The 17,552-nt window shown below is 58.6% G+C and carries 18 protein-coding genes and 1 pseudogene; 2 read left to right on the top strand and 17 right to left on the bottom strand.

Going from position 1 to position 17,552, the window contains the following annotated elements; genetic code table 11:
- Nucleotides 1-122: 122 nt before the first annotated feature.
- The 5 genes from J2Y86_RS07600 to puuE all read right to left on the bottom strand — a co-directional run bounded on the left by J2Y86_RS07600 (nt 123) and on the right by puuE (nt 4,632).
- Nucleotides 123-1,427, bottom strand: coding sequence for a urate hydroxylase PuuD (locus J2Y86_RS07600; protein ID WP_253429314.1), 1,305 nt, complete (start codon nt 1,425-1,427; stop codon nt 123-125).
- A 50-nt stretch (nt 1,428-1,477) separates the two neighbouring features.
- Entirely contained in the window at nt 1,478-1,981 is a 504-nt protein-coding gene (locus J2Y86_RS07595; RefSeq protein WP_150702853.1) for an ureidoglycolate lyase, read from the bottom strand.
- Nucleotides 1,982-2,109: 128 nt separating this feature from the next.
- The gene (gene alc, locus J2Y86_RS07590; RefSeq protein WP_253429312.1) at nt 2,110-3,105 is read right to left on the bottom strand and encodes an allantoicase; all 996 of its coding nucleotides are present in this window, start codon (nt 3,103-3,105) and stop codon (nt 2,110-2,112) included.
- A gap of 88 nt (nt 3,106-3,193) precedes the next feature.
- Nucleotides 3,194-3,709: a 2-oxo-4-hydroxy-4-carboxy-5-ureidoimidazoline decarboxylase gene (gene uraD / locus J2Y86_RS07585; protein WP_253429310.1), complete on the bottom strand. Its 516-nt coding sequence runs from the start codon at nt 3,707-3,709 to the stop codon at nt 3,194-3,196.
- On the bottom strand, nt 3,706-4,632 hold the full coding sequence (gene puuE, locus J2Y86_RS07580) for an allantoinase PuuE (protein WP_253429308.1): 927 nt from the start codon (nt 4,630-4,632) through the stop codon (nt 3,706-3,708). Before puuE ends, uraD begins: the two co-directional genes overlap by 4 nt.
- A gap of 422 nt (nt 4,633-5,054) precedes the next feature.
- On the opposite strand from puuE, the gene uraH reads away from it, so the two are divergent.
- Nucleotides 5,055-5,408, top strand: coding sequence for a hydroxyisourate hydrolase (gene uraH, locus J2Y86_RS07575; protein WP_008031462.1), 354 nt, complete (start codon nt 5,055-5,057; stop codon nt 5,406-5,408).
- 204 nt (nt 5,409-5,612) lie between these two features.
- On the opposite strand, the gene J2Y86_RS07570 is transcribed toward uraH, so the two are convergent.
- The 9 genes from J2Y86_RS07570 to J2Y86_RS07525 form a co-directional block, all read right to left on the bottom strand.
- Complete coding sequence (locus J2Y86_RS07570) at nt 5,613-6,239, bottom strand: LysE family translocator (protein ID WP_253429306.1); 627 nt, start codon at nt 6,237-6,239, stop codon at nt 5,613-5,615.
- 65 nt (nt 6,240-6,304) lie between these two features.
- Nucleotides 6,305-7,654, bottom strand: coding sequence for an NCS2 family permease (locus J2Y86_RS07565; RefSeq protein WP_437180654.1), 1,350 nt, complete (start codon nt 7,652-7,654; stop codon nt 6,305-6,307).
- A 547-nt stretch (nt 7,655-8,201) separates the two neighbouring features.
- Entirely contained in the window at nt 8,202-8,573 is a 372-nt protein-coding gene (locus tag J2Y86_RS07560) for a glutathione S-transferase N-terminal domain-containing protein (RefSeq protein WP_253429304.1), read from the bottom strand.
- Nucleotides 8,574-8,673: 100 nt separating this feature from the next.
- Nucleotides 8,674-9,219 (bottom strand): GTP cyclohydrolase I FolE, encoded by a 546-nt coding sequence (gene folE / locus J2Y86_RS07555; RefSeq protein ID WP_010456659.1) that lies wholly within the window; start codon nt 9,217-9,219, stop codon nt 8,674-8,676.
- Between the two features lie 396 nt (nt 9,220-9,615).
- On the bottom strand, nt 9,616-10,290 hold the full coding sequence (locus J2Y86_RS07545; protein WP_253429302.1) for a polysaccharide lyase family 7 protein: 675 nt from the start codon (nt 10,288-10,290) through the stop codon (nt 9,616-9,618).
- 313 nt (nt 10,291-10,603) lie between these two features.
- The gene (locus J2Y86_RS07540; protein WP_253429300.1) at nt 10,604-11,338 is read right to left on the bottom strand and encodes an XRE family transcriptional regulator; all 735 of its coding nucleotides are present in this window, start codon (nt 11,336-11,338) and stop codon (nt 10,604-10,606) included.
- 115 nt (nt 11,339-11,453) lie between these two features.
- Nucleotides 11,454-12,011 carry a Smr/MutS family protein gene (locus J2Y86_RS07535; protein ID WP_059404684.1) on the bottom strand — a complete coding sequence of 186 codons (558 nt, stop codon included), beginning with the start codon at nt 12,009-12,011 and terminating at the stop codon, nt 11,454-11,456.
- A gap of 86 nt (nt 12,012-12,097) precedes the next feature.
- Nucleotides 12,098-12,418: a hypothetical protein gene (locus tag J2Y86_RS07530; RefSeq protein WP_253429298.1), complete on the bottom strand. Its 321-nt coding sequence runs from the start codon at nt 12,416-12,418 to the stop codon at nt 12,098-12,100.
- Nucleotides 12,419-12,549: 131 nt separating this feature from the next.
- Nucleotides 12,550-13,140 (bottom strand): cysteine hydrolase family protein, encoded by a 591-nt coding sequence (locus J2Y86_RS07525; protein ID WP_253429296.1) that lies wholly within the window; start codon nt 13,138-13,140, stop codon nt 12,550-12,552.
- 239 nt (nt 13,141-13,379) lie between these two features.
- Here J2Y86_RS07525 and prmB point away from each other — a divergent pair, with 239 nt between their 5' ends.
- Entirely contained in the window at nt 13,380-14,288 is a 909-nt protein-coding gene (gene prmB / locus J2Y86_RS07520; protein WP_253429293.1) for a 50S ribosomal protein L3 N(5)-glutamine methyltransferase, read from the top strand.
- Nucleotides 14,289-14,376: 88 nt separating this feature from the next.
- On the opposite strand, the gene J2Y86_RS07515 is transcribed toward prmB, so the two are convergent.
- The 3 genes and pseudogenes from J2Y86_RS07515 to J2Y86_RS07505 form a co-directional block, all read right to left on the bottom strand.
- Nucleotides 14,377-15,339, bottom strand: a complete 963-nt coding sequence (locus J2Y86_RS07515) for an IS110 family transposase (protein ID WP_253429291.1) — start codon at nt 15,337-15,339, stop codon at nt 14,377-14,379.
- A 240-nt stretch (nt 15,340-15,579) separates the two neighbouring features.
- Complete coding sequence (locus tag J2Y86_RS07510) at nt 15,580-16,371, bottom strand: hypothetical protein (protein WP_253429289.1); 792 nt, start codon at nt 16,369-16,371, stop codon at nt 15,580-15,582.
- Nucleotides 16,372-16,469: 98 nt separating this feature from the next.
- A pseudogene (locus J2Y86_RS07505) lies at nt 16,470-17,469 on the bottom strand (alpha/beta hydrolase).
- Nucleotides 17,470-17,552: the final 83 nt, after the last annotated feature.

Raw genomic sequence — 17,552 nt, 5'->3', positions numbered from 1 at the left:
ACCGCGGCGCGGCCAATCGCGGGCAAGTCGGATCGCCGCACCGCTCGCTCCTACAGGGACACTGCATATACGTAGGAGCGAGCGGTGCGGCGATCCGACTTGCCCGCGAAGCTTTTCAACGCTTAGTTGGTCGGAGCTCCCTGAACAATCCACGCGCCAATCAGGTCACGTTCCTGCTGGGTCATCTGAGTGATGTTGCCCAGTGGCATGATCTGGCTGGTGACGGCTTGCGCCTGGATGCGTGCCGCGTTCTGGCGGATCTGCTCGGGGGTGTCGAACATCACGCCGGCCGGTGCGGCACTGAACAGCGGGCTGGTTGGTTTGGCCGAGTGGCAGACCGAGCAACGTTCCTGGATCACGCTGTGCACCTTGTCGAAACTCGGGCCGGCGTTGGAGGCTTGCACCGGCGCGGCGGCAGGTGCTTCTGCAGGTTTGGCTTCAGCCGGTTTCAAACCACCGCCCAACGCCGTTTCCGGCAATGGCTGGTACTCGATGGTGCCGGGAGCCTTGGCCACTTCCGGTGCGCTTGGCATTTGCGCCGGGCCGGTCACGTAAGCCAGGCAGATCATGCCCACAGCGGCGACAGGCAGGGTCCAGGCGAACTTGTGGCTGTCATGGCGGGTGTTGAAGTAGTGACGCACCAACACCGCCAGCACCGCGATCCCCGCCAGGATCAGCCAGTTGTACTGGCTGCCGTAGGTGCTCGGGAAGTGGTTGCTGATCATGATGAACAGCACCGGCAAGGTGAAGTAGTTGTTGTGACGCGAACGCAGCAAGCCTTTGGCCGGCAGCGCCGGATCCGGCGTGCGGTTTTCGGCAATCGCCGCCACCAGTGCGCGCTGCGCCGGCATGATGATGCGGAACACGTTGCCGACCATGATGGTGCCGATGATCGCGCCGACGTGCAGGTACGCACCACGACCGCTGAACACTTTGCTGAAGCCGTAGGCGGCGCCAATGATCAGCACGAACAGGATGAAGCCGAGCAGGGCAGGGCGTTTGCCCAGGGCCGAATCGCAGAGGAAGGAGTAGACGAACCAGCCGACGAACAACGAGGCAATGCCCAGGGCAACCCCTTCAGGGCCGGTCAGGCTGCTGCCCGGTGCCAGCAGGTACAGCGTCGGGTTGGAGTAGAACACCACGCACAGCAGCGCGATCCCCGACATCCAGGTGAAGTAGGCTTCCCATTTGAACCAGTGCAGGTTGTCCGGCATGGTCGGTGGAGCCAGTTTGTATTTTTCCAGGTGGTAGATGCCGCCGCCGTGGATCGCCCACAGATCACCGGCCAGACCGCTTTTCGGGTTGACCCGATTGAGGTTGTTTTCCAGCCAGACGAAATAGAACGACGCACCGATCCAGGCCACGCCAGTAATCATGTGAACCCAGCGCACGCTCAGGTTCAGCCATTCCAACAGATGTGCTTCCACAGTCTTTACCTCTCGCCTGTCACTCTGTTGTCGAGTGATCAGACCTTCTCTTATTGGTGGGGGGCGAGGATCAAACGCTCATCCTCTTTGAAAAAATGCTCATCGCAGTTATTGCCTGTGCCACTGCGATCAACCACCAGGAAGTCATCCCGCTTTTCGATCGTCAGCACCGGATGGTGCCAAACGCCGCGATGGTAATTAATGCCCTGCCTGCCGTTGGTGACGAAGGCGCGGACCAAGCCTGATACAGGTTCATCGCCAAGTGGCGCGACCACGATCAGAAAGGGGTTGCCGAGCAGCGGAATGAAAGCCTGGCTGCCCAGCGGGTGACGCTCCAGCATGCAGACGGTCAGCGGCATGTCCTGCGCGTCGGCGCGGAAAATGCTGATGATCGCGTTGTCTTCTGGCTTGGCGGTTTCCACCGTTGCCAGTTTATGGAAGCGCATGGTCGAACCGTTGTTGATCATGAAGTGATCGCTGCCGTCGGTTTCGATCACGTCACCGAAAGGGGCGAAGGCTTCTTTGGTCAGCGGTTCAATCGTCAGTGTGCGCATGCTGGTCTTCTTACCTTGAATTCGTTGTTGTCTGTTCTATTGCTATCGCTGGCGAGCCAGCTCTCACATAGGTTTTCGTCGTTCACAAAACCTGTGGGAGCTGGCTTGCCAGCGATTCGGTTCACCGCTTACTTCGCGATCTTGCCGAGAACGCGCAGGCGACTTACACCACCATCCGGGAACACGTTCAGGCGGATGTGGGTGATCGGGCCCAGCGCCTTGATCTGCTCGGCGAAGGTGTGTTCAGCGTGCATTTCCAGTTTCTGCGCCGGCAGCAGTTCGCGCCAGAACAGCGATTGGGTTTCGATCTGGCTGTCGGTGCCGCCCTTGACGAACGCGCCCTGGATCGAGCAAGTGTCCGGGTAGTTGCCCTTGAAGTGCAGGGTGTCGACGATGACTTTTTCGATCTCGCCTGCGTGGCCCAGCGCGACGATCACCCAGTCATTGCCCGGCGTGCGACGGCGTGCGGTTTCCCAGCCGTCGCCCATGTTGATGCCACGGCCCGGGTTGAGGATGTTGCTCATGCGGCCGAAGTGTTCGTCGGAGCAGGCGAGGGCGCGACCGCCGTTCAAAGCTGCGGCCAGGTCGACTTGCTCGTTGTCGCCGACAGCGGACCAGTCGCGGAACGGAATACCGTACACACGCAGACGGGCCACGCCACCATCCGGGTAGATGTTGAAACGCAGGTGGCTGAACGCCTGGTCGTTGCTGATTTCGTGATAGTGGTGGCTGTTGCCTTGCAGCTCGACGGCCGACAGGACTTCAGTCCACTGGGTGTTGTCGTCCGGTTCGCCCGAAGCCAGGAAGCAGGCTTCCAGCGAAGCCGACGGCGGGAAGTTGCCGGTGAAGAATGAAGTGTCGATGTCCACGCCTTTGATCGAGCCCGGTACACCCAGGCGGATTACCGCGCTGTCGTAGCCTTCGAAGCGCTTGCGGCGCGACTCCCAGCCGTCCATCCACTTGCCGTTGTCATCGAACACGCCCTCCTTCCACACGGCCGGGGTCGGTTGGAACAGACGGTTGGCGTCTGCGAACCAGTCATCGGTGACCGAGATGATTTTGGTGCCCAGGCGGGCGTCGGCCAGGTTGACGAACTTCTCGAAAGGTACGGCGTAAGCTTTCATTCTTCTTGTCTGCCTTTAATTAGTTGGCTTGGGATGCTCTCAGGGCCCTGGGCGATGTATGCGTTCAGTGTCGCTCGGGCCAAGGTCGCTATAGGGTCAGTAATCGGAACAGGGCGATCTTGTTGATCTCCGCCAGCGCGCACTTGAACTCGGTGTCTTCCGGGTTGTGAATGCGCGTTTCGAACGCCGCGAGGATCTGATGCCGGTTGCTGCCTTTTACCGCCATGATGAAGGGAAACTTGAACTTCGCTTTATAGGCGTCGTTCAGCTCGGTGAAGCGCTGGAACTCTTCGGCCGTGCATTGGTGAATACCGGCGCCAGCCTGTTCATTGGTGCTGGCTTCGGTCAGCTGGCCCTGGACGGCGGCTTTGCCGGCCAGGTCCGGGTGAGCGTTGATCAGGGCCAATTGGCTTTCGTGATCAGCACTCAACAGGATGTCGCTCATGCGCTGGTGCAGGGTTTCGATCTCGTCGATCGAAGCGTCCTGGCCCAGGTCGAAGGCCTTCTCGGCCACCCATGGCGAATGTTCGTAGATATCAGCGAAGGCTTTGACGAACGCGTCGCGGCTCAGGGTCGAGGGTTTCAATGTCTGGAAGTGGCTCATTTCGCAGCCCCTTGGTACGGGTGGGTTTCATGCCAGTGGCGAGCGATGTCGACGCGGCGGCTGAACCACACCTGTTCATGACTTTTAGCGTATTCGATAAAGCGCTTGAGCGAGGCCAGGCGCGCCGGGCGGCCGATCAGGCGGCAGTGCAGGCCGATCGACAACATCTTCGGTGCTTCGGCGCCTTCGGCGTACAGCACGTCGAACGCGTCTTTGAGGTATTCGAAGAAGTCGTCGCCCTTGTTGAAACCCTGGACCTGGGTGAAGCGCATGTCGTTGGTGTCCAGGGTGTAAGGGATCACCAGATGCGGCTTGCCGGTCGGGTTGTTCGGTTCCCAGTAGGGCAGGTCGTCGTCGTAGGTGTCGCTGTCGTAGAGGAAGCCGCCTTCTTCCATCACCAGGCGACGGGTGTTCGGGCCGGTGCGGCCGGTGTACCAGCCCAGTGGGCGTTCACCGGTGATTTCGGTGAGCACGCGGATCGCTTCGAGCATGTGCTCGCGTTCCTGCGCTTCGTCCATGTACTGGTAGTCGATCCAGCGATAGCCGTGGCTGCAGATCTCGTGACCGGCATCGACCATCGCGCGGATCACGTCCGGGTGACGCTGGGCGGCCATGGCCACGGCGAAGATGGTCAGCGGAATGTCGAATTCCTTGAACAGTTTCAGAACCCGCCAGACGCCGGTACGGCTGCCATACTCGTAAAGGGATTCCATGCTCATGTTGCGCGCGCCTTGCAGCGGCTGCGCCGAGACCATCTCCGAGAGGAAGGCTTCGGATTCTTTATCGCCGTGCAGGATGTTGCGCTCGCCGCCTTCTTCGTAATTGAGCACGAAGGACAGGGCGATGCGGGCATTGCCCGGCCAGTGTGGGTGAGGAGGGTTACTGCCGTAACCGATCAGGTCGCGTGGGTAGTCAGCGCTCACTGCAGTCTTCCTTCTTATTCGTGTTGACAGGTTGTGTGGCGTGCCTGCATGTGGGAAGTCAGGCTGGCGTCACAGCGATGGGCTGATTGTATACAACTTTATATCCACTTTGTAAGCCTGAATTTTCGCATTTTTCATCAGCTGTCATCTTCACATGTTATTGCAAGAAACCTGCCTGATTGGTCAGCTAATGGATGGAAGGTCCTTTGATCCCATGGTTCGGCGGCAGATTCGCCGGTAAACCGTGAATGGCGGGGGTAGCATTAAAAATGTCGTTTTTATTGTGTACAATTTTTTTTAAAAGTGTCTTAATCAGTCGCTCGCCGCAGCTTTTCGTGCTCCGAATCGGTGCGGTCTCCTTTTCAACTGACTTCGGGAGGCGCGAGGTCTGACTGCTCCACGCAGGCAGGCGCGCAGAATCAATGGGACGTTTGACTACACACGTTTTGGACGCTGCACACGGTTGCCCGGGCAGCTCGATCAAGGTTGAGCTGTACCGCGTTGAAGGTTCGCAACTGGAATTGGTCGCCAGTGCGATAACCAACAGCGACGGCCGTGTCGATGCACCGCTGTTGCAGGGCGATGACTATCGCACCGGGGTCTATCAGGTTCAGTTTCATGCGGGCGATTACTACCGCGCCCGTGGCGTTCAGCTGCCGGAGCCGGCGTTCCTGGATGTGGTGGTGCTGCGGTTCGGCATCTCTGCGGAGCAGGATCACTACCATGTGCCGTTGCTGATTTCGCCGTATAGCTATTCCACGTACCGCGGCAGCTGATCCCCCAAGCAGCTGCCTCCTCCGAGAAGCGACTGCGCATATAGCTTCTTTGGTCTTTCGCCCGCTCACACTGCGGGCTTTTTTTGGCCCCGGGAAATGTGGTGTCTGAGAGGGCCCCTTCGCGAGCAAGCCCGCTCCCACGTTTGATCTTCAGTGCGACGAAGATCAAATGTGGGAGCGGGCTTGCTCGCGAAGCTTTTGCTTTTAGCTGCTCAACAGTGAAGCCGCACCCGCACCACTGAACAAACCCGCACTCACCCGGTTAAACCAACTCTGCCCCTTGCCACTGCGCAAGTACCGCGCCGCCCCATGCGCACCCAGCCCATAAGCCAATTTGCACAGCAGATCCAGCACGGTCCACGTCGCTATCATCACCAGCAACTGCGGCAGGAACGGTTGCTCGGCGCTCAAGAACTGCGGCAGGAAAGCGGCAAAGAACAGAATGTCTTTCGGATTGCTGGCGCCCAACATGAATGCGCGCCCGAACAGGGCACGGAAGCGAGGGATCGGCGCCGCCTGGGGCACTTCGGCGCCTACGGATGGCTGGCGCGATTGCTGCCAGCTCTGCCAGGCGAGGTAGAACAGGTACAGCGCACCGACGATTTTCAGCGCGCTGAACAGCTGTTCCGACGCCAGCAACAACGCGCCCAAACCCAGGGCCGACGCACTGAGCAGGCAGATCGAAGCAAACACGCCACCCAGAAACGCCGGGTAAGAACGACGCAAACCGTAATTCAGACTGTTGCTGATCATCAGCAAAGACAAGGGCCCCGGGATCAGGATCACCACCAGCGCAGCGCCGCTGAACAGCAGCCAGGTTTCCAGACTCATCACTTTCCTCCATTTGCACAAAAGCCTCACCCGACGGGGTGAGGCTGTTTTGAATCGTCTACGGCTTACAAGAAAACGAACTTGGCGATGAAGATCGCGCAGAGTACCCACAGACTGACGGATATTTCCTTGTACTTGCCGGTGCCGGCCTTCAGCGCCACGTAGGTGATGAAGCCCAGCGCGATGCCGTCGGCGACCGAGAAGGTCAACGGCATCATGATCGCGGTGACGATCGCCGGAATGCTGTCGGTGGCTTCGTCCCATTCGATGTGCGCCATGCCGCCCATCATCAGCATTGCTACATAAATCAGCGCACCGGCGGTGGCGTAGGCCGGGATCATGCCAGCCAGCGGTGCGAAAAACATGGCTGCAATAAATAGCACACCTACGGTCACTGCGGTAAGACCAGTCCGACCACCCGCGGCGACACCCGCAGCACTTTCAACATAACTGGTGACCGGCGGAACCCCGACCACCGCACCAAATACGCTGGAAGCACTGTCGGCTTTCATGGCACGGGAAAGGTTTTCGATCCGGCCATCCGCGTTCACCAGGTTGGCGCGCTGGGCAACGCCCATCAGGGTGCCGGCGGTGTCGAACATGTGCACGAAGAGGAAGGCCAGGACCACGCTGATCATGCTGACGTTGAACACGCCGGCGACGTTCATGGCCATCCAGGTCGGGGCCAGGCTCGGCGGTGCCGACATGATCCCTTCGTAATGCACCAGGCCCAGGCCCCAGCCGGCCAGCGTCACGGTGATGATGCTGATGAGGATCGCACCGAAAACCTTGTGGTAGCTGAGCACGGCGATCATCAGGAAGCAGATGGCGGCCAGCAGCGGGCCAGGTTCGCGCAACGAGCCAAGCTTGATCAGGGTGGCCGGGCTATCGACGACGATACCGGCGGTTTTCAAACCGATCAGCCCGAGAAACAGACCGACCCCGGCGCCCATCGCATAGCGCAGGCTCACCGGAATGCTGTTGAGCAGCCATTCGCGGATCCGTGAAAAGGTCAGGAACATGAACAACACGCCGGAGACAAACACCGCACCAAGAGCGGTTTCCCAGTTGTAGCCCATGGTGCCGACCACGGTGTAGGTGAAGAAGGCGTTCAAACCCATCCCCGGTGCCAGGCCGACCGGCCAGTTGGCGTACAGGCCCATCAGCAGGCAGCCCAGCGCGGCGGCGATGCAGGTGGCGACGAAGGCGGCGCCATGATCGATCCCGGCGTCAGCCATGATGTTGGGGTTGACGAAGATGATGTAGGCCATGGTGATGAAGGTTGTCAGGCCGGCAATCAGCTCGGTCTTCACCGTGGTGCCATGCAAGCTGAGTTTGAAGATGCGCTCCAGCCAGCCATTGCGTAACGGCGGCGAGAGTTCGAGCGTCGGGGCTTCGGATTTGCGGCTTTCCACAGCGAGTACTCCTCAAGAGTTTTATTGTTATTTCCAGGGCCGGACCCATGAGGGTGGCAGCGGCCCTTTGAGGCATTCGCGAATTTGTTGACCGCTTGGTCAGGAACTCGCACGCAGTGGATTATGCTTTTGTATACAAATAATGCAAATAATGTTTTTGGTTTTGTAGACGAAAAGTTTGGCAATAGGGATATATCGCCTCACAGGACGCCATCGCGGGCAAGTCGATACAGCTACAGCAGATGGATTGCTTGATCAGCCGCCACCTGGCTTTTACCCAGGCGCGGCAGAATGAAGGGTTGAAGCAATTGGCGGCGGTGGTGAGGCAGGCGCAGGCGGCGAAAGCGGCTTGAGGGGAGGGTGGAAATAAATAAACCGGCCAATGGGCCGGTTTATTTTTGTCTGGATTTTGTGGTGTTTGGGCGGGCCTCATCGCGGGCAAGCCCGCTCCCACAGGGTTCAGCGTCAATCACATATTTTGAGCACGACACGGATCCTGTGGGAGCGGGCTTGCCCGCGATAGCGTCAGTCAGCGACCACAAAAACCTCAGGCTGCCGCGAATCGCTTATCCAGATAATCAATAATCATCTTCGACTCATACATCCACGTGGTCTGGCCATTCTCCTCAATGCGCAGGCACGGCACCTTGATCTTGCCACCTTGCTCCAGCAGGGCCTGGCGATCCTGCTCGCTGTTCTTCGCATCGCGCAAGGCCACCGGCACGTTCAGGCGGCGCAAAGTGCGGCGGGTTTTCACGCAGAACGGGCAGGCGTGGAACTGATACAAGGTCAGGCCTTTGGCGGCCGCTTCAACCTGGGCCTGAGCCTCGGCAGGACGCTGCTTCTTGCCAGGACGGGTGATGAAGTCGATGAAGATGATCAGTTGGCCAAGGCCGACACGAAGCGCTTTTACGAACACGGTATAAGCCTCACGGGGCGAAAGAAGTCGCGCAGCTTACCTGATTTTTCACAGGCGAAAAAAAACCGGCGATGAATGCCGGTTTTCTTCGTGTTGCAAATTATTTGATCAGGCTGAGGAATTCGCTGCGGGTGGCCGCGTTTTCGCGGAACTCACCGAGCATCACCGAGGTGATCATCGACGAGTTCTGCTTTTCCACACCGCGCATCATCATGCACATGTGCTTGGCCTCGATCACCACCGCAACGCCCAGGGCGCCGGTGACTTGCTGGACCGCATCGGCGATCTGGCGGCTGAGGTTTTCCTGGATCTGCAGGCGGCGGGCGTACATATCGACGATCCGCGCGACTTTCGACAACCCCAGCACTTTGCCGCTCGGGATGTAGGCAACGTGGGCCTTGCCGATGAACGGCAGCAGGTGGTGTTCGCACAACGAGTACAGCTCGATGTCTTTCACTAGCACCATTTCGCTGTTGTCGGAGCTGAACAAGGCACCGTTGGTGACTTCTTCGAGTGTCTGTTCATAACCGCGGCAGAGGTACTGCATGGCTTTGGCGGCACGTTTTGGCGTGTCGAGCAGGCCCTCGCGGGAGACGTCCTCGCCCAGTTGGCCGAGAATCGCGGTGTAATTCTGTTCCAGTGTCACAGGGGCTGATTCCATAAGGGTTTCAGAGGGGTACTGTTTCTGTCTGTACCAATTGTGTGCCAATCAGGCTCTTTTCAAGCTTCCCGGGTTTACTCCAATCGCTGCTGGAGTTGCTCCATCGGGCGCAGGTCGATAGCAATATCTGAACGCTATGACTGAGCTGACTGGCAATAAACGCAGGGTTCATCCCCGACATGGGGCACATGGTAGCGTATGTGTGACGGCAGTTGTATTGCCAGCGGGCGCGAAGCCCAAAAACGGCATTGCAGCCCGGAGGTGTCTGTCGGTCACGCGGGCCTGCCGGATTTTATCCGCATCCCGCTACAGCCTGTCGCCAGGCTGCAGCAGTGATGCTTCCCTGAAATCTGTTTTGTTCATAAGGCCGAACAGATGGTATCAGGCGTGAGTGATCGACAGATCGCTGATGATGCAGACAGAACCGTCCAGCGGGTCGGTGGTGTCGGAGTAGTCGATCTGGTTATACACGCCGCCGTGAAAGGCAAGAGCTTTCGTGTCCCAGGTGTTGTCGAGGCGCATGATCGCGGAAGTGGATTTGACGCCATTACAGCTAGCGGATACAGAGATGGCGCCGTTCGAGTTGGCGTGAATGTTGATTTTGAAAAGTGCTCCGAGCGGTACATTCTCCAACACCGTCGAGTTGACCGGATCGTCCTGGAGGTAGCTTGACCGGAACCCCATGGTGATTTTTCCTTTGTTCCAGAACACCTTTACCGGAGGTCGTTCTGAACCCTTCACATGAATCTGGCCAATCACGACTTTCTGCAGCGAGTTGACTTTGGTCAGTCGCATTTCCTGGCGGTTCCAGTGGTCCGCCGCGCTGGAGAACAGCCAGTAACCTGGCTCCTTCCACTCACAGCGAGTTCGATGCGTGCTCTTGCTCGAGGCTCCAAGTGTCGGCGCCGTCATCTGCACTGAACCATCATCAAGCATCGAGATGACGTCGGGGCATTCGAGCAGTGCTCGCCAGCCGATGAGCTCAAGTGCAATCGGGTTGGTGTCGGAGATTGGAAGCGGGGTAGCGATGGTGAAGTTGCTGATGTCTACAGTCATGATTTTTGCCTCAGTCCATTGATGTTGCTTTTTGCTCTGGTGAGCCTTGCGTTTGATGCAGGCCTACATCCCACTGCCCACTCAATGAATGGGCAGAAGTGATAGTTGGCAGCTCCCGGACGATTTCCCGTTCGCTTGAATAGAAATATAGGCGCTCCCATATTTTATGTAAATGGGTATTCCCATATTTTATTCTGTGCCTATATTCCAGGCGAAAAAAAAGCCCGCGCTTGGCGAGCTCCTCATGGATGGGCGTCGATTTGCCGTATTGCACGTCATGGCACTGGACGCTCACGAATCACCGCAACTCAGTTCACCGCGAATACATCGCCCACCAGAAGACATGACCCAGGATCGCAATCTGCTGCTCCTGGATCTCGGCGAAGGTGTAGTCCTCGTCCGGATGCTCGTCACGGTTGAAGCTGCGCAGGCGGATCCCACTGGGCAGTCGGTAGACTTGTTTCACGCGGAGCTGGCCGTTGTGATTGATCGCGTACATGTCGCCGTCGACGATGTCGCCCAGCGAATTCTTTCCGATGTTCATGCCAACGGTGGCACCGTCGCGCAGCACCGGGAGCATGCTGTTCCCGCTCACCACCACGCACTTGGCATTGTTGAACTGAACGTTATTGTGACGCAGATCTTTCTTGAAGAAACGCAGCCTGGCACTTTCGTTTTCTGCGATTACGAAACGGCCTGACCCAGCCGCCAGCTCAACTTCACGCAGGAAGGGGACATAAACCTCATCATCATCCAGGGGGGTGCTGTCGTCCCAAGGCTGGATGTCTGACATTGAAATGCCTGGAGGGGGGCGATTCAACGAAGCAGCATCGGACACCCCTTTAAGCATGTCACCGACACCTTCAGCCAGCCACATCGGTGAAACGCCACACACTGAGGCGATCTGGGCAACAAAGGCAGTCGCCTTCGATTTCCCGCGCTCGAGGTCGGAGATTGAGGTTTGCGTCAGCCCTGCGCGCTCGGCAAGCTCAGTCTGATTGAGCTTGGCGTGTTGGCGGGCTGTTTTGAGTCTTTCTTTAAATTCCATCTGCGAAGTATTACGGGAGCTCCCATATCATTGCAAGTCGGCATGCCTGTACTGAGTGGTCAGCCAGGAGCCAAATCAGTGTGGCGGATACGACTGCAAGGGGAGCGCAACGACTTTACTCGTCGCGACCTTCCATCATGGTGCGCTTGAGCATCACATAAACCGCGCCGGCGCCGCCATGCCTGGCCTGGCACGAGGTGAAGCCGAGCACTTGTGAATGCTGGCGCAGCCAGGTGTTGACGTGGCTTTTGATCATCGGTCGCTTGCCGTCCAGGCGCACGGCTTTGCCGTGGGTGACGCGTACGCAGCGGATTTCGAATTTGGTTGCTTCGGCGAGGAAAGCCCAGAGGGTTTCCCGGGCCTTTTCCACGTTCATGCCGTGCAGGTCGAGGCTGCCTTCGAACGGGATCTGGCCGATCTTGAGCTTGCGCATCTGGCTTTCCTGCACGCCGTCGCGCGCCCACATCAGCTCGTCTTCCGGGCCGACGTCGATGACGAACTGATCGGACAGGCCGTCAACGGTGGTGGCATCGGTGCGCACAGTGGCGGCCTGACGCAGCTTGGCGATCTGTGCGCGGTCAGCCTTGGGTTTGCCGGTTTCGGCGCGATCGTGCTTGATCGGCTTTACGCCTTGGATCGCGCTTTTGAACAGGGAAAAATCGTCGTCTTGCATGTCAGCCTCCGCGAAGGGCGGCCAGTTTACCCAAGTCGAGACACGATCGATAACAATTGGGGCCTGCTAAACGCCAGACCGTCAATTCAGTCGTGTTTTTTCATCAAATGCGGGGACATGTTCAGCTCTCGCGACTGGCGCGCGCGGCGACGGCAGCGACGCCACAGCCAAACGCCCACGTAGAGCAGGAACAGGCCGACCGCCAGAATGATTGCCGAACCCAGCGGGCTGGCGTTCAGCTCGCCGAGTGCCGGCGGGCGACCGAGCAGGCTGGCGGCGCCGGCCATCGCCAGCAACACACCGCAGGTCGCCAGCAAGGCAGCAAACGCTGCGCCGAATCGAAAACGCCAGTTGCTTTGGCCTTTGGGCCGCAAGCGGCGTGCGTCAAAACCATCGGATAACTTCATTCCGACCTTCCTCAATGGGTATCGGCCCTTCGACCGGGAGTTGACCGGGATGTTCCTGAGGCTATGACATTTACAGCTAATGAGAGGCTTTTGCGGATGAGCGGCGGCATGAGCCGCTCATCGAGCGTCGATCAGATCAGATCGTGGGTCAGGGCGAGGGTGGCGAAGTTGTCCGCCATGATCGCCATTTCGGTCTGTTGAACGTGGTCAGCGCTCAACACTCCGCCCTTGTACGGCAGATCGCGCGTTGCGCAGGCGTCTTCCACCAAGGTACAACGAAAGCCCAGGTTTTTCGCGGCACGCACGGTGGTGCTGACGCTGGAATGGCTCATGAAACCGCACACGATCAGGTCCAGCGAACCGAGATTCTGCAGGCGTTCCAGCAGTTCGGTGCCATGAAACGCACTCGGCAGCAGTTTGCCGATGATGGTTTCGTCGACCTGTGGTTCCAGGCCCGGGATGAACTCACCGCGTTCGCCTTGCGGGTCGAACAACCCGCCGACGGTGCCGAGGTGGCGCACATGCACGATGGGCCGGCCGGCTGCGCGGGCAGCGCTCACCAGTTGCTTGATGTTCGCGACGGCCGCATCCATGCCGACCAGGGCCAGGGGGCCGCTGAGGTATTCTTTCTGGGCATCGATGATGACAAGGGTCGCGTGACCCAGTTTGGCTGCTGCGTAACCGCGGCCGCTGAGTTGAAACATCGTTTGTGGAACGGACATTCTGGGGCTCCTTCGGGTGGGGCTTTTGCGACATTGTCCTCTGGCTGAGCGCTTCTGTGAATCGCTACCATCGCAGGGGCCGTCGTTGCTGGCCCGCAGCGTTGTCAAGATACTCGTTTTGTTCAATAGCCAGCGCGAAAAATGGAAGTGTCCTACATCTGGGCGGATGTTTTTCCTGCGTCGTCGTGGAGCGTTTTGGCTGTTAGAATCGCCAGTCGTTTTTTCTGGAGTTTGCCCCCGTGATCACTTCCCGACTTCGTACCCTGCGCGACCATATCCGTTGGGCCGTCAGCCACTTCCATGGGGAGGATCTGTTTTTCGGCCATGGGACCGACAACGCCTGGGACGAAGCCCGTCAACTGGTGTTGGGCGCGTTGCACCTGCCGTGGGAAATTGCTGACAGTTACCTCGACTGCAACCTCGAAGAAGACGAGGTGGTCAAACTGCAGCGCATGCTCAAGCGCCGTATCGAAGAACGCATCCCGACCGCTTACCTGCTGGGCGAGGCCTGGTTCTGCGGCATGTCGTTCATTGTCGATGAGCGTGTGTTGATCCCGCGTTCACCGATTGGCGAGCTGATCGAAAAGCGTTTCGAACCGTGGTTCGGCGCCGAGCCTGCGCGGATTCTCGACCTGTGCACCGGTTCCGGTTGCATCGGTATTGCCTGTGCCTATGAATTCCAGAACGCCGAAGTGGTGCTGGCTGACCTGTCGTTCGAAGCGCTGGAAGTGGCCAATCAGAACATCGAGCGCCATGGCGTCGATGAGCGAGTGTACACGGTCCAGGGCGATGGTTTTGACGGTTTGCCGGGACAGCGCTTCGACCTGATCGTGTCGAATCCGCCTTACGTCGATGCCGAAGATTTCGCCGACATGCCGCAGGAATACCAGCACGAACCCGAGTTGGGCCTGGCCTGTGGCGACGATGGTTTGAATCTGGTGCGGCGCATGCTGGCTGAGGCGGGGGAGCACCTGACCGAGAAGGGCTTGCTGATTGTCGAAGTGGGCAATAGCCAGGTTCACGTCGAGGCGCTGTACCCGGAGGTCGACTTCGCCTGGCTCGATTTCGAGCGCGGCGGGCATGGCGTGTTCATGTTGACGGCGCAGCAGTGCCGGGAGCATCAGGCTTTGTTCGCTTCACGCGTCTGACTTTAGGACGCCTTCGCGGGCAAGCCCGCTCCCACAGGGATTGTGCCGTGTCTGAATGATGCGGCACACACTTGACCTGTGGGAGATTCTATGTTTGGGGGCAACCCCCAAACATAGAACTTGGCTTGTACTCGCTTTGATTTTTCATCAAGGCAAACAGTACTCTGGCCAGCTTACGGGCAAGTATTACCATGGCTTGAGTGCCCTTCATGCCTCTTGCCAGATAGCTTTGATAGTAAGGTTTCCAGGCTGGAGAGCGACTCGCGGCCATGGCGCTGTTATGAAATAAGCGCCGGAACTCCGAATCGCCTCGTTTGGATAAGTATCGTTTCTGATCCTTCTTTCCCGATTGTCTGACTCGCGGATCCATTCCTAGAAAGGCAATGTAGCCATCGCTGTCGGAAAAATCTCCACGCATAAAGGCGGTGACTGCAGCTGTAGCCGTCAGGACGCCTACACCCTCAACCGCTTGGCAGCGTTTTACCTGCGCGTCCATGTCAGCTTCGCTGACAATGCTCTTCAGCACTTTCTGTATGTTTTTTTCAATCTGCTCAAGGCATGCCAGATAGTCGGCCAATGCCTCTTCGAGCAACGGTTCGTCCTTCCAGCTTTGTTTGATGGCCACACGATGCCGAACAAGCTCGGCCCGACGACGCAGCAAGCTTTTGAGTTGTGTGTAGGCCTTTGGAGGCGGACTCCAAATCCTCAACTTGTCGGACTCTTTACTCAAGTAACGAGCCAGCAACGCTGCATCCAGGGCATCTGTTTTAGCCCGAATACCTATCCCTTCGCGGTATCGATTAAGACGGCTGCCATCGATGACGTAAACGTCATGACCCATTTCATGGGCCATCTCTGTCGTATCGAGGTGATAGGTGTTGGTGGCTTCGAGGGCAATGGCGCTGTTTGCGGGCAGCGCCTTGAGCCACTTCTTAAGGGTCGATCGCTCGTTCGAAACAATCAAGACTTGCTCCAGATCGGATCGATAAACAACGATCTCGTCCTTCGCGACATCCACACCCACGACCACCTGCGAAACATGAATTGTCATGGCACGCCCTCCGAGCTAGGGTTTAAAGACTTGTCGGGGTTCACCGTTGCGCTGGCTTGTTTCTATCGTCGGTCTAGGCCGATGCATTCCTTATCGGCGCATTAGGTGAAGGGGCGGGACGAAGTCTCCCACGGTCTGTACTGGTCAGAGTCAGAAGCTAGGCTTTAGTCCCGCCCACCCCTTCAAGTCTAAACATACAAGCTGGCTTGCCAGCGAAGGCCGCGCCGCGGTCTCAAGCCTTTACCGGTGCGTCGCAATCCAGATCAACAACCCCGCCTGAAACACCGCAAACGCCACCAGGCACGTAATGGTGAAACGCAGTCCCGCGTCTTCACGCTTGTACTTGCTGACCTTCTCCTCGTGCTTCTTCAGTTTCACTTCCTGCTCGGCCAGGTTCTGCTCGGCCTGCTGGAGCATCTGCGCCGCTTCGAGAATTTCCACCTGCTGCAGCTTCTCGGTGTTCCAGTCGGCCAACAGGTCGCCGACCTGCACCTCTTTGACGCTGCCCTTCAAATGCTGGGCGTCGGCATACGCCACTTCAAACCCGTGCGCCTTCAGAAAACGATCGCGGCGCAGGCGCGTATCTTCGTTCAGCGCGTCCTTGTTGTTCAGGTCGGTGCCGTCGACGGTGTAGCCGGGCCAGCGTTTTTTCGCCCAGGTAATGCCCTGGGCCGCCATATAGCGCCCGATGCCACGGTTCATCGGCTCGATCTGCAAACCGCTGTCCGGCCCGAAATGCACGCGTTTGGTGGTGTGATCGACCCACACGTCGAGGTGGTTCTGTTCCTTGCGCACGCGCTGGCCGGGCAGCGAAATGGTCATGCGCAACAGGCTGCGTTGCTTGTCGTTGCGTTCGGCGTAGCCGAATTCGACAAAGCGCAATGGCCGTCCGCCGGTGTTGCGATCGGTCTGCAACGGCGCCAGACGGAGCATCTTGTGGTGCTCGACGTGGACGTCCGCCCACGGCAGCTCGACCACTGGCGGTGCGTCTTTTTCAGCGGTGGTGTCGGGTGAAGTCGGGGTATCAGTCATAACGGCGAGATCCTGTCCAAGCTCAGCTTGTCGCCAGTCATAGCGCTGGCGACAAAGGCTTATCGGCCGTTTTTTATAAGTCTGGAGGGCAAAAGCGCTTAACTGGAGCGAAGTCCGTCAATAAACCCGAGGATACGCGTGCCGAGCTCGGCGGCCAGCGGCAATTGCGGATCTTTATAAGAAGCCAATTGCCGTTTGACGTCGTTGGGCACGATGCGCATGACGTGGTTCATGCCGTCGATCAGCGCCAGTTCGGCGTCGGGTTTGGCGGCCTTGAGCAGCCGGGCGTCATCGACACCGACCTGAATGTCGTTGCTGCCCTGAATGATCAACGCCGGCATCTTCAATTTAGCGAACGCTGCCGCCGGGTCCTGGCGGAACAGTGAAATCAGGTACGGCTGCACACTCGGGCGGAAAATCACCTGCAATTGCGGCGGCACGTTGTCGTCGGTTTTCCCGGCCTTGAGGCTGTCCAGCAATTCGTTGCTGCGCAGCATCAGCGGTGGCGGCAGGCGATTGCTCAGTTGCTGGCGCAGCACCTGATCGATCGGCCGGGCGCTGCCGGACATGGAAATCACCGCTGCGGCATCGATGCTCGGCGCCGCAAGGCTGGCGATCAACGCGCCTTCGCTGTGGCCCAGCAGGATCAACTGGCCGAATCGCGGATCGGTCTTGAGCTTCCGGCCCCAGGCTTCGGCGTCGGCTACATAGGCTTCCACCGACAGATTGCGTTCGTCCGGGGTCGCCGCGAGGCTCGCCGCTACGCCGCGTTTGTCGTAACGCACGCTGGCGATGTTGTGTTTGGCCAACACCCACGCCAGCCGTTTGAGGCTGTCGTTGCGCCCACCGTCGGGGTTGTTGCCGTCGCGATCCGTCGGACCGGAGCCGGAAATGATCAGGACAACCGGCACGGGTTTGTCGGATTTCGGCAGCAACAGCGAGCCGAAAAGCTCCCCGGTGCCGGTATCCAGCGTGATCGGCCGTTGCAGGACAGTGGCCTGTACAAAGCCGGTAAACAAGGTAAGGCTCAAGGCTAAAACTCGCAGCATCATCACGCCATCATTCACAAAGGTGCCGGTTGGACTCGCGGGCACCCATAAGGTTCGAGGATGAACTACTTGGGTAGCCTGCGTATACTGGCGCGCATTACGTATTCAGGTTCATTTCACGGAGCGTCCTGC

Origin of the sequence: Pseudomonas migulae (assembly GCF_024169315.1) — a bacterium.
GTDB classification, from domain to species: Bacteria; Pseudomonadota; Gammaproteobacteria; order Pseudomonadales; family Pseudomonadaceae; genus Aquipseudomonas; species Aquipseudomonas migulae_B.
The sequence above is the reverse complement of the archived record's forward strand: the minus strand, read 5'-3'. Positions and strand labels throughout refer to the sequence as shown.

Coding starts and splice junctions, on each gene's coding strand:
- J2Y86_RS07595 (WP_150702853.1), bottom strand. CDS start 1,981: ATGCGCACACTGACGATTGAACCGCTGACCAAAGAAGCCTTCGCCCCT.
- alc (WP_253429312.1), bottom strand. CDS start 3,105: ATGAAAGCTTACGCCGTACCTTTCGAGAAGTTCGTCAACCTGGCCGAC.
- uraD (WP_253429310.1), bottom strand. CDS start 3,709: ATGAGCCACTTCCAGACATTGAAACCCTCGACCCTGAGCCGCGACGCG.
- uraH (WP_008031462.1), top strand. CDS start 5,055: ATGGGACGTTTGACTACACACGTTTTGGACGCTGCACACGGTTGCCCG.
- J2Y86_RS07570 (WP_253429306.1), bottom strand. CDS start 6,239: ATGAGTCTGGAAACCTGGCTGCTGTTCAGCGGCGCTGCGCTGGTGGTG.
- J2Y86_RS07545 (WP_253429302.1), bottom strand. CDS start 10,290: ATGACTGTAGACATCAGCAACTTCACCATCGCTACCCCGCTTCCAATC.
- J2Y86_RS07540 (WP_253429300.1), bottom strand. CDS start 11,338: ATGGAATTTAAAGAAAGACTCAAAACAGCCCGCCAACACGCCAAGCTC.
- J2Y86_RS07535 (WP_059404684.1), bottom strand. CDS start 12,011: ATGCAAGACGACGATTTTTCCCTGTTCAAAAGCGCGATCCAAGGCGTA.
- J2Y86_RS07530 (WP_253429298.1), bottom strand. CDS start 12,418: ATGAAGTTATCCGATGGTTTTGACGCACGCCGCTTGCGGCCCAAAGGC.
- J2Y86_RS07525 (WP_253429296.1), bottom strand. CDS start 13,140: ATGTCCGTTCCACAAACGATGTTTCAACTCAGCGGCCGCGGTTACGCA.
- J2Y86_RS07515 (WP_253429291.1), bottom strand. CDS start 15,339: ATGACAATTCATGTTTCGCAGGTGGTCGTGGGTGTGGATGTCGCGAAG.
- J2Y86_RS07510 (WP_253429289.1), bottom strand. CDS start 16,371: ATGACTGATACCCCGACTTCACCCGACACCACCGCTGAAAAAGACGCA.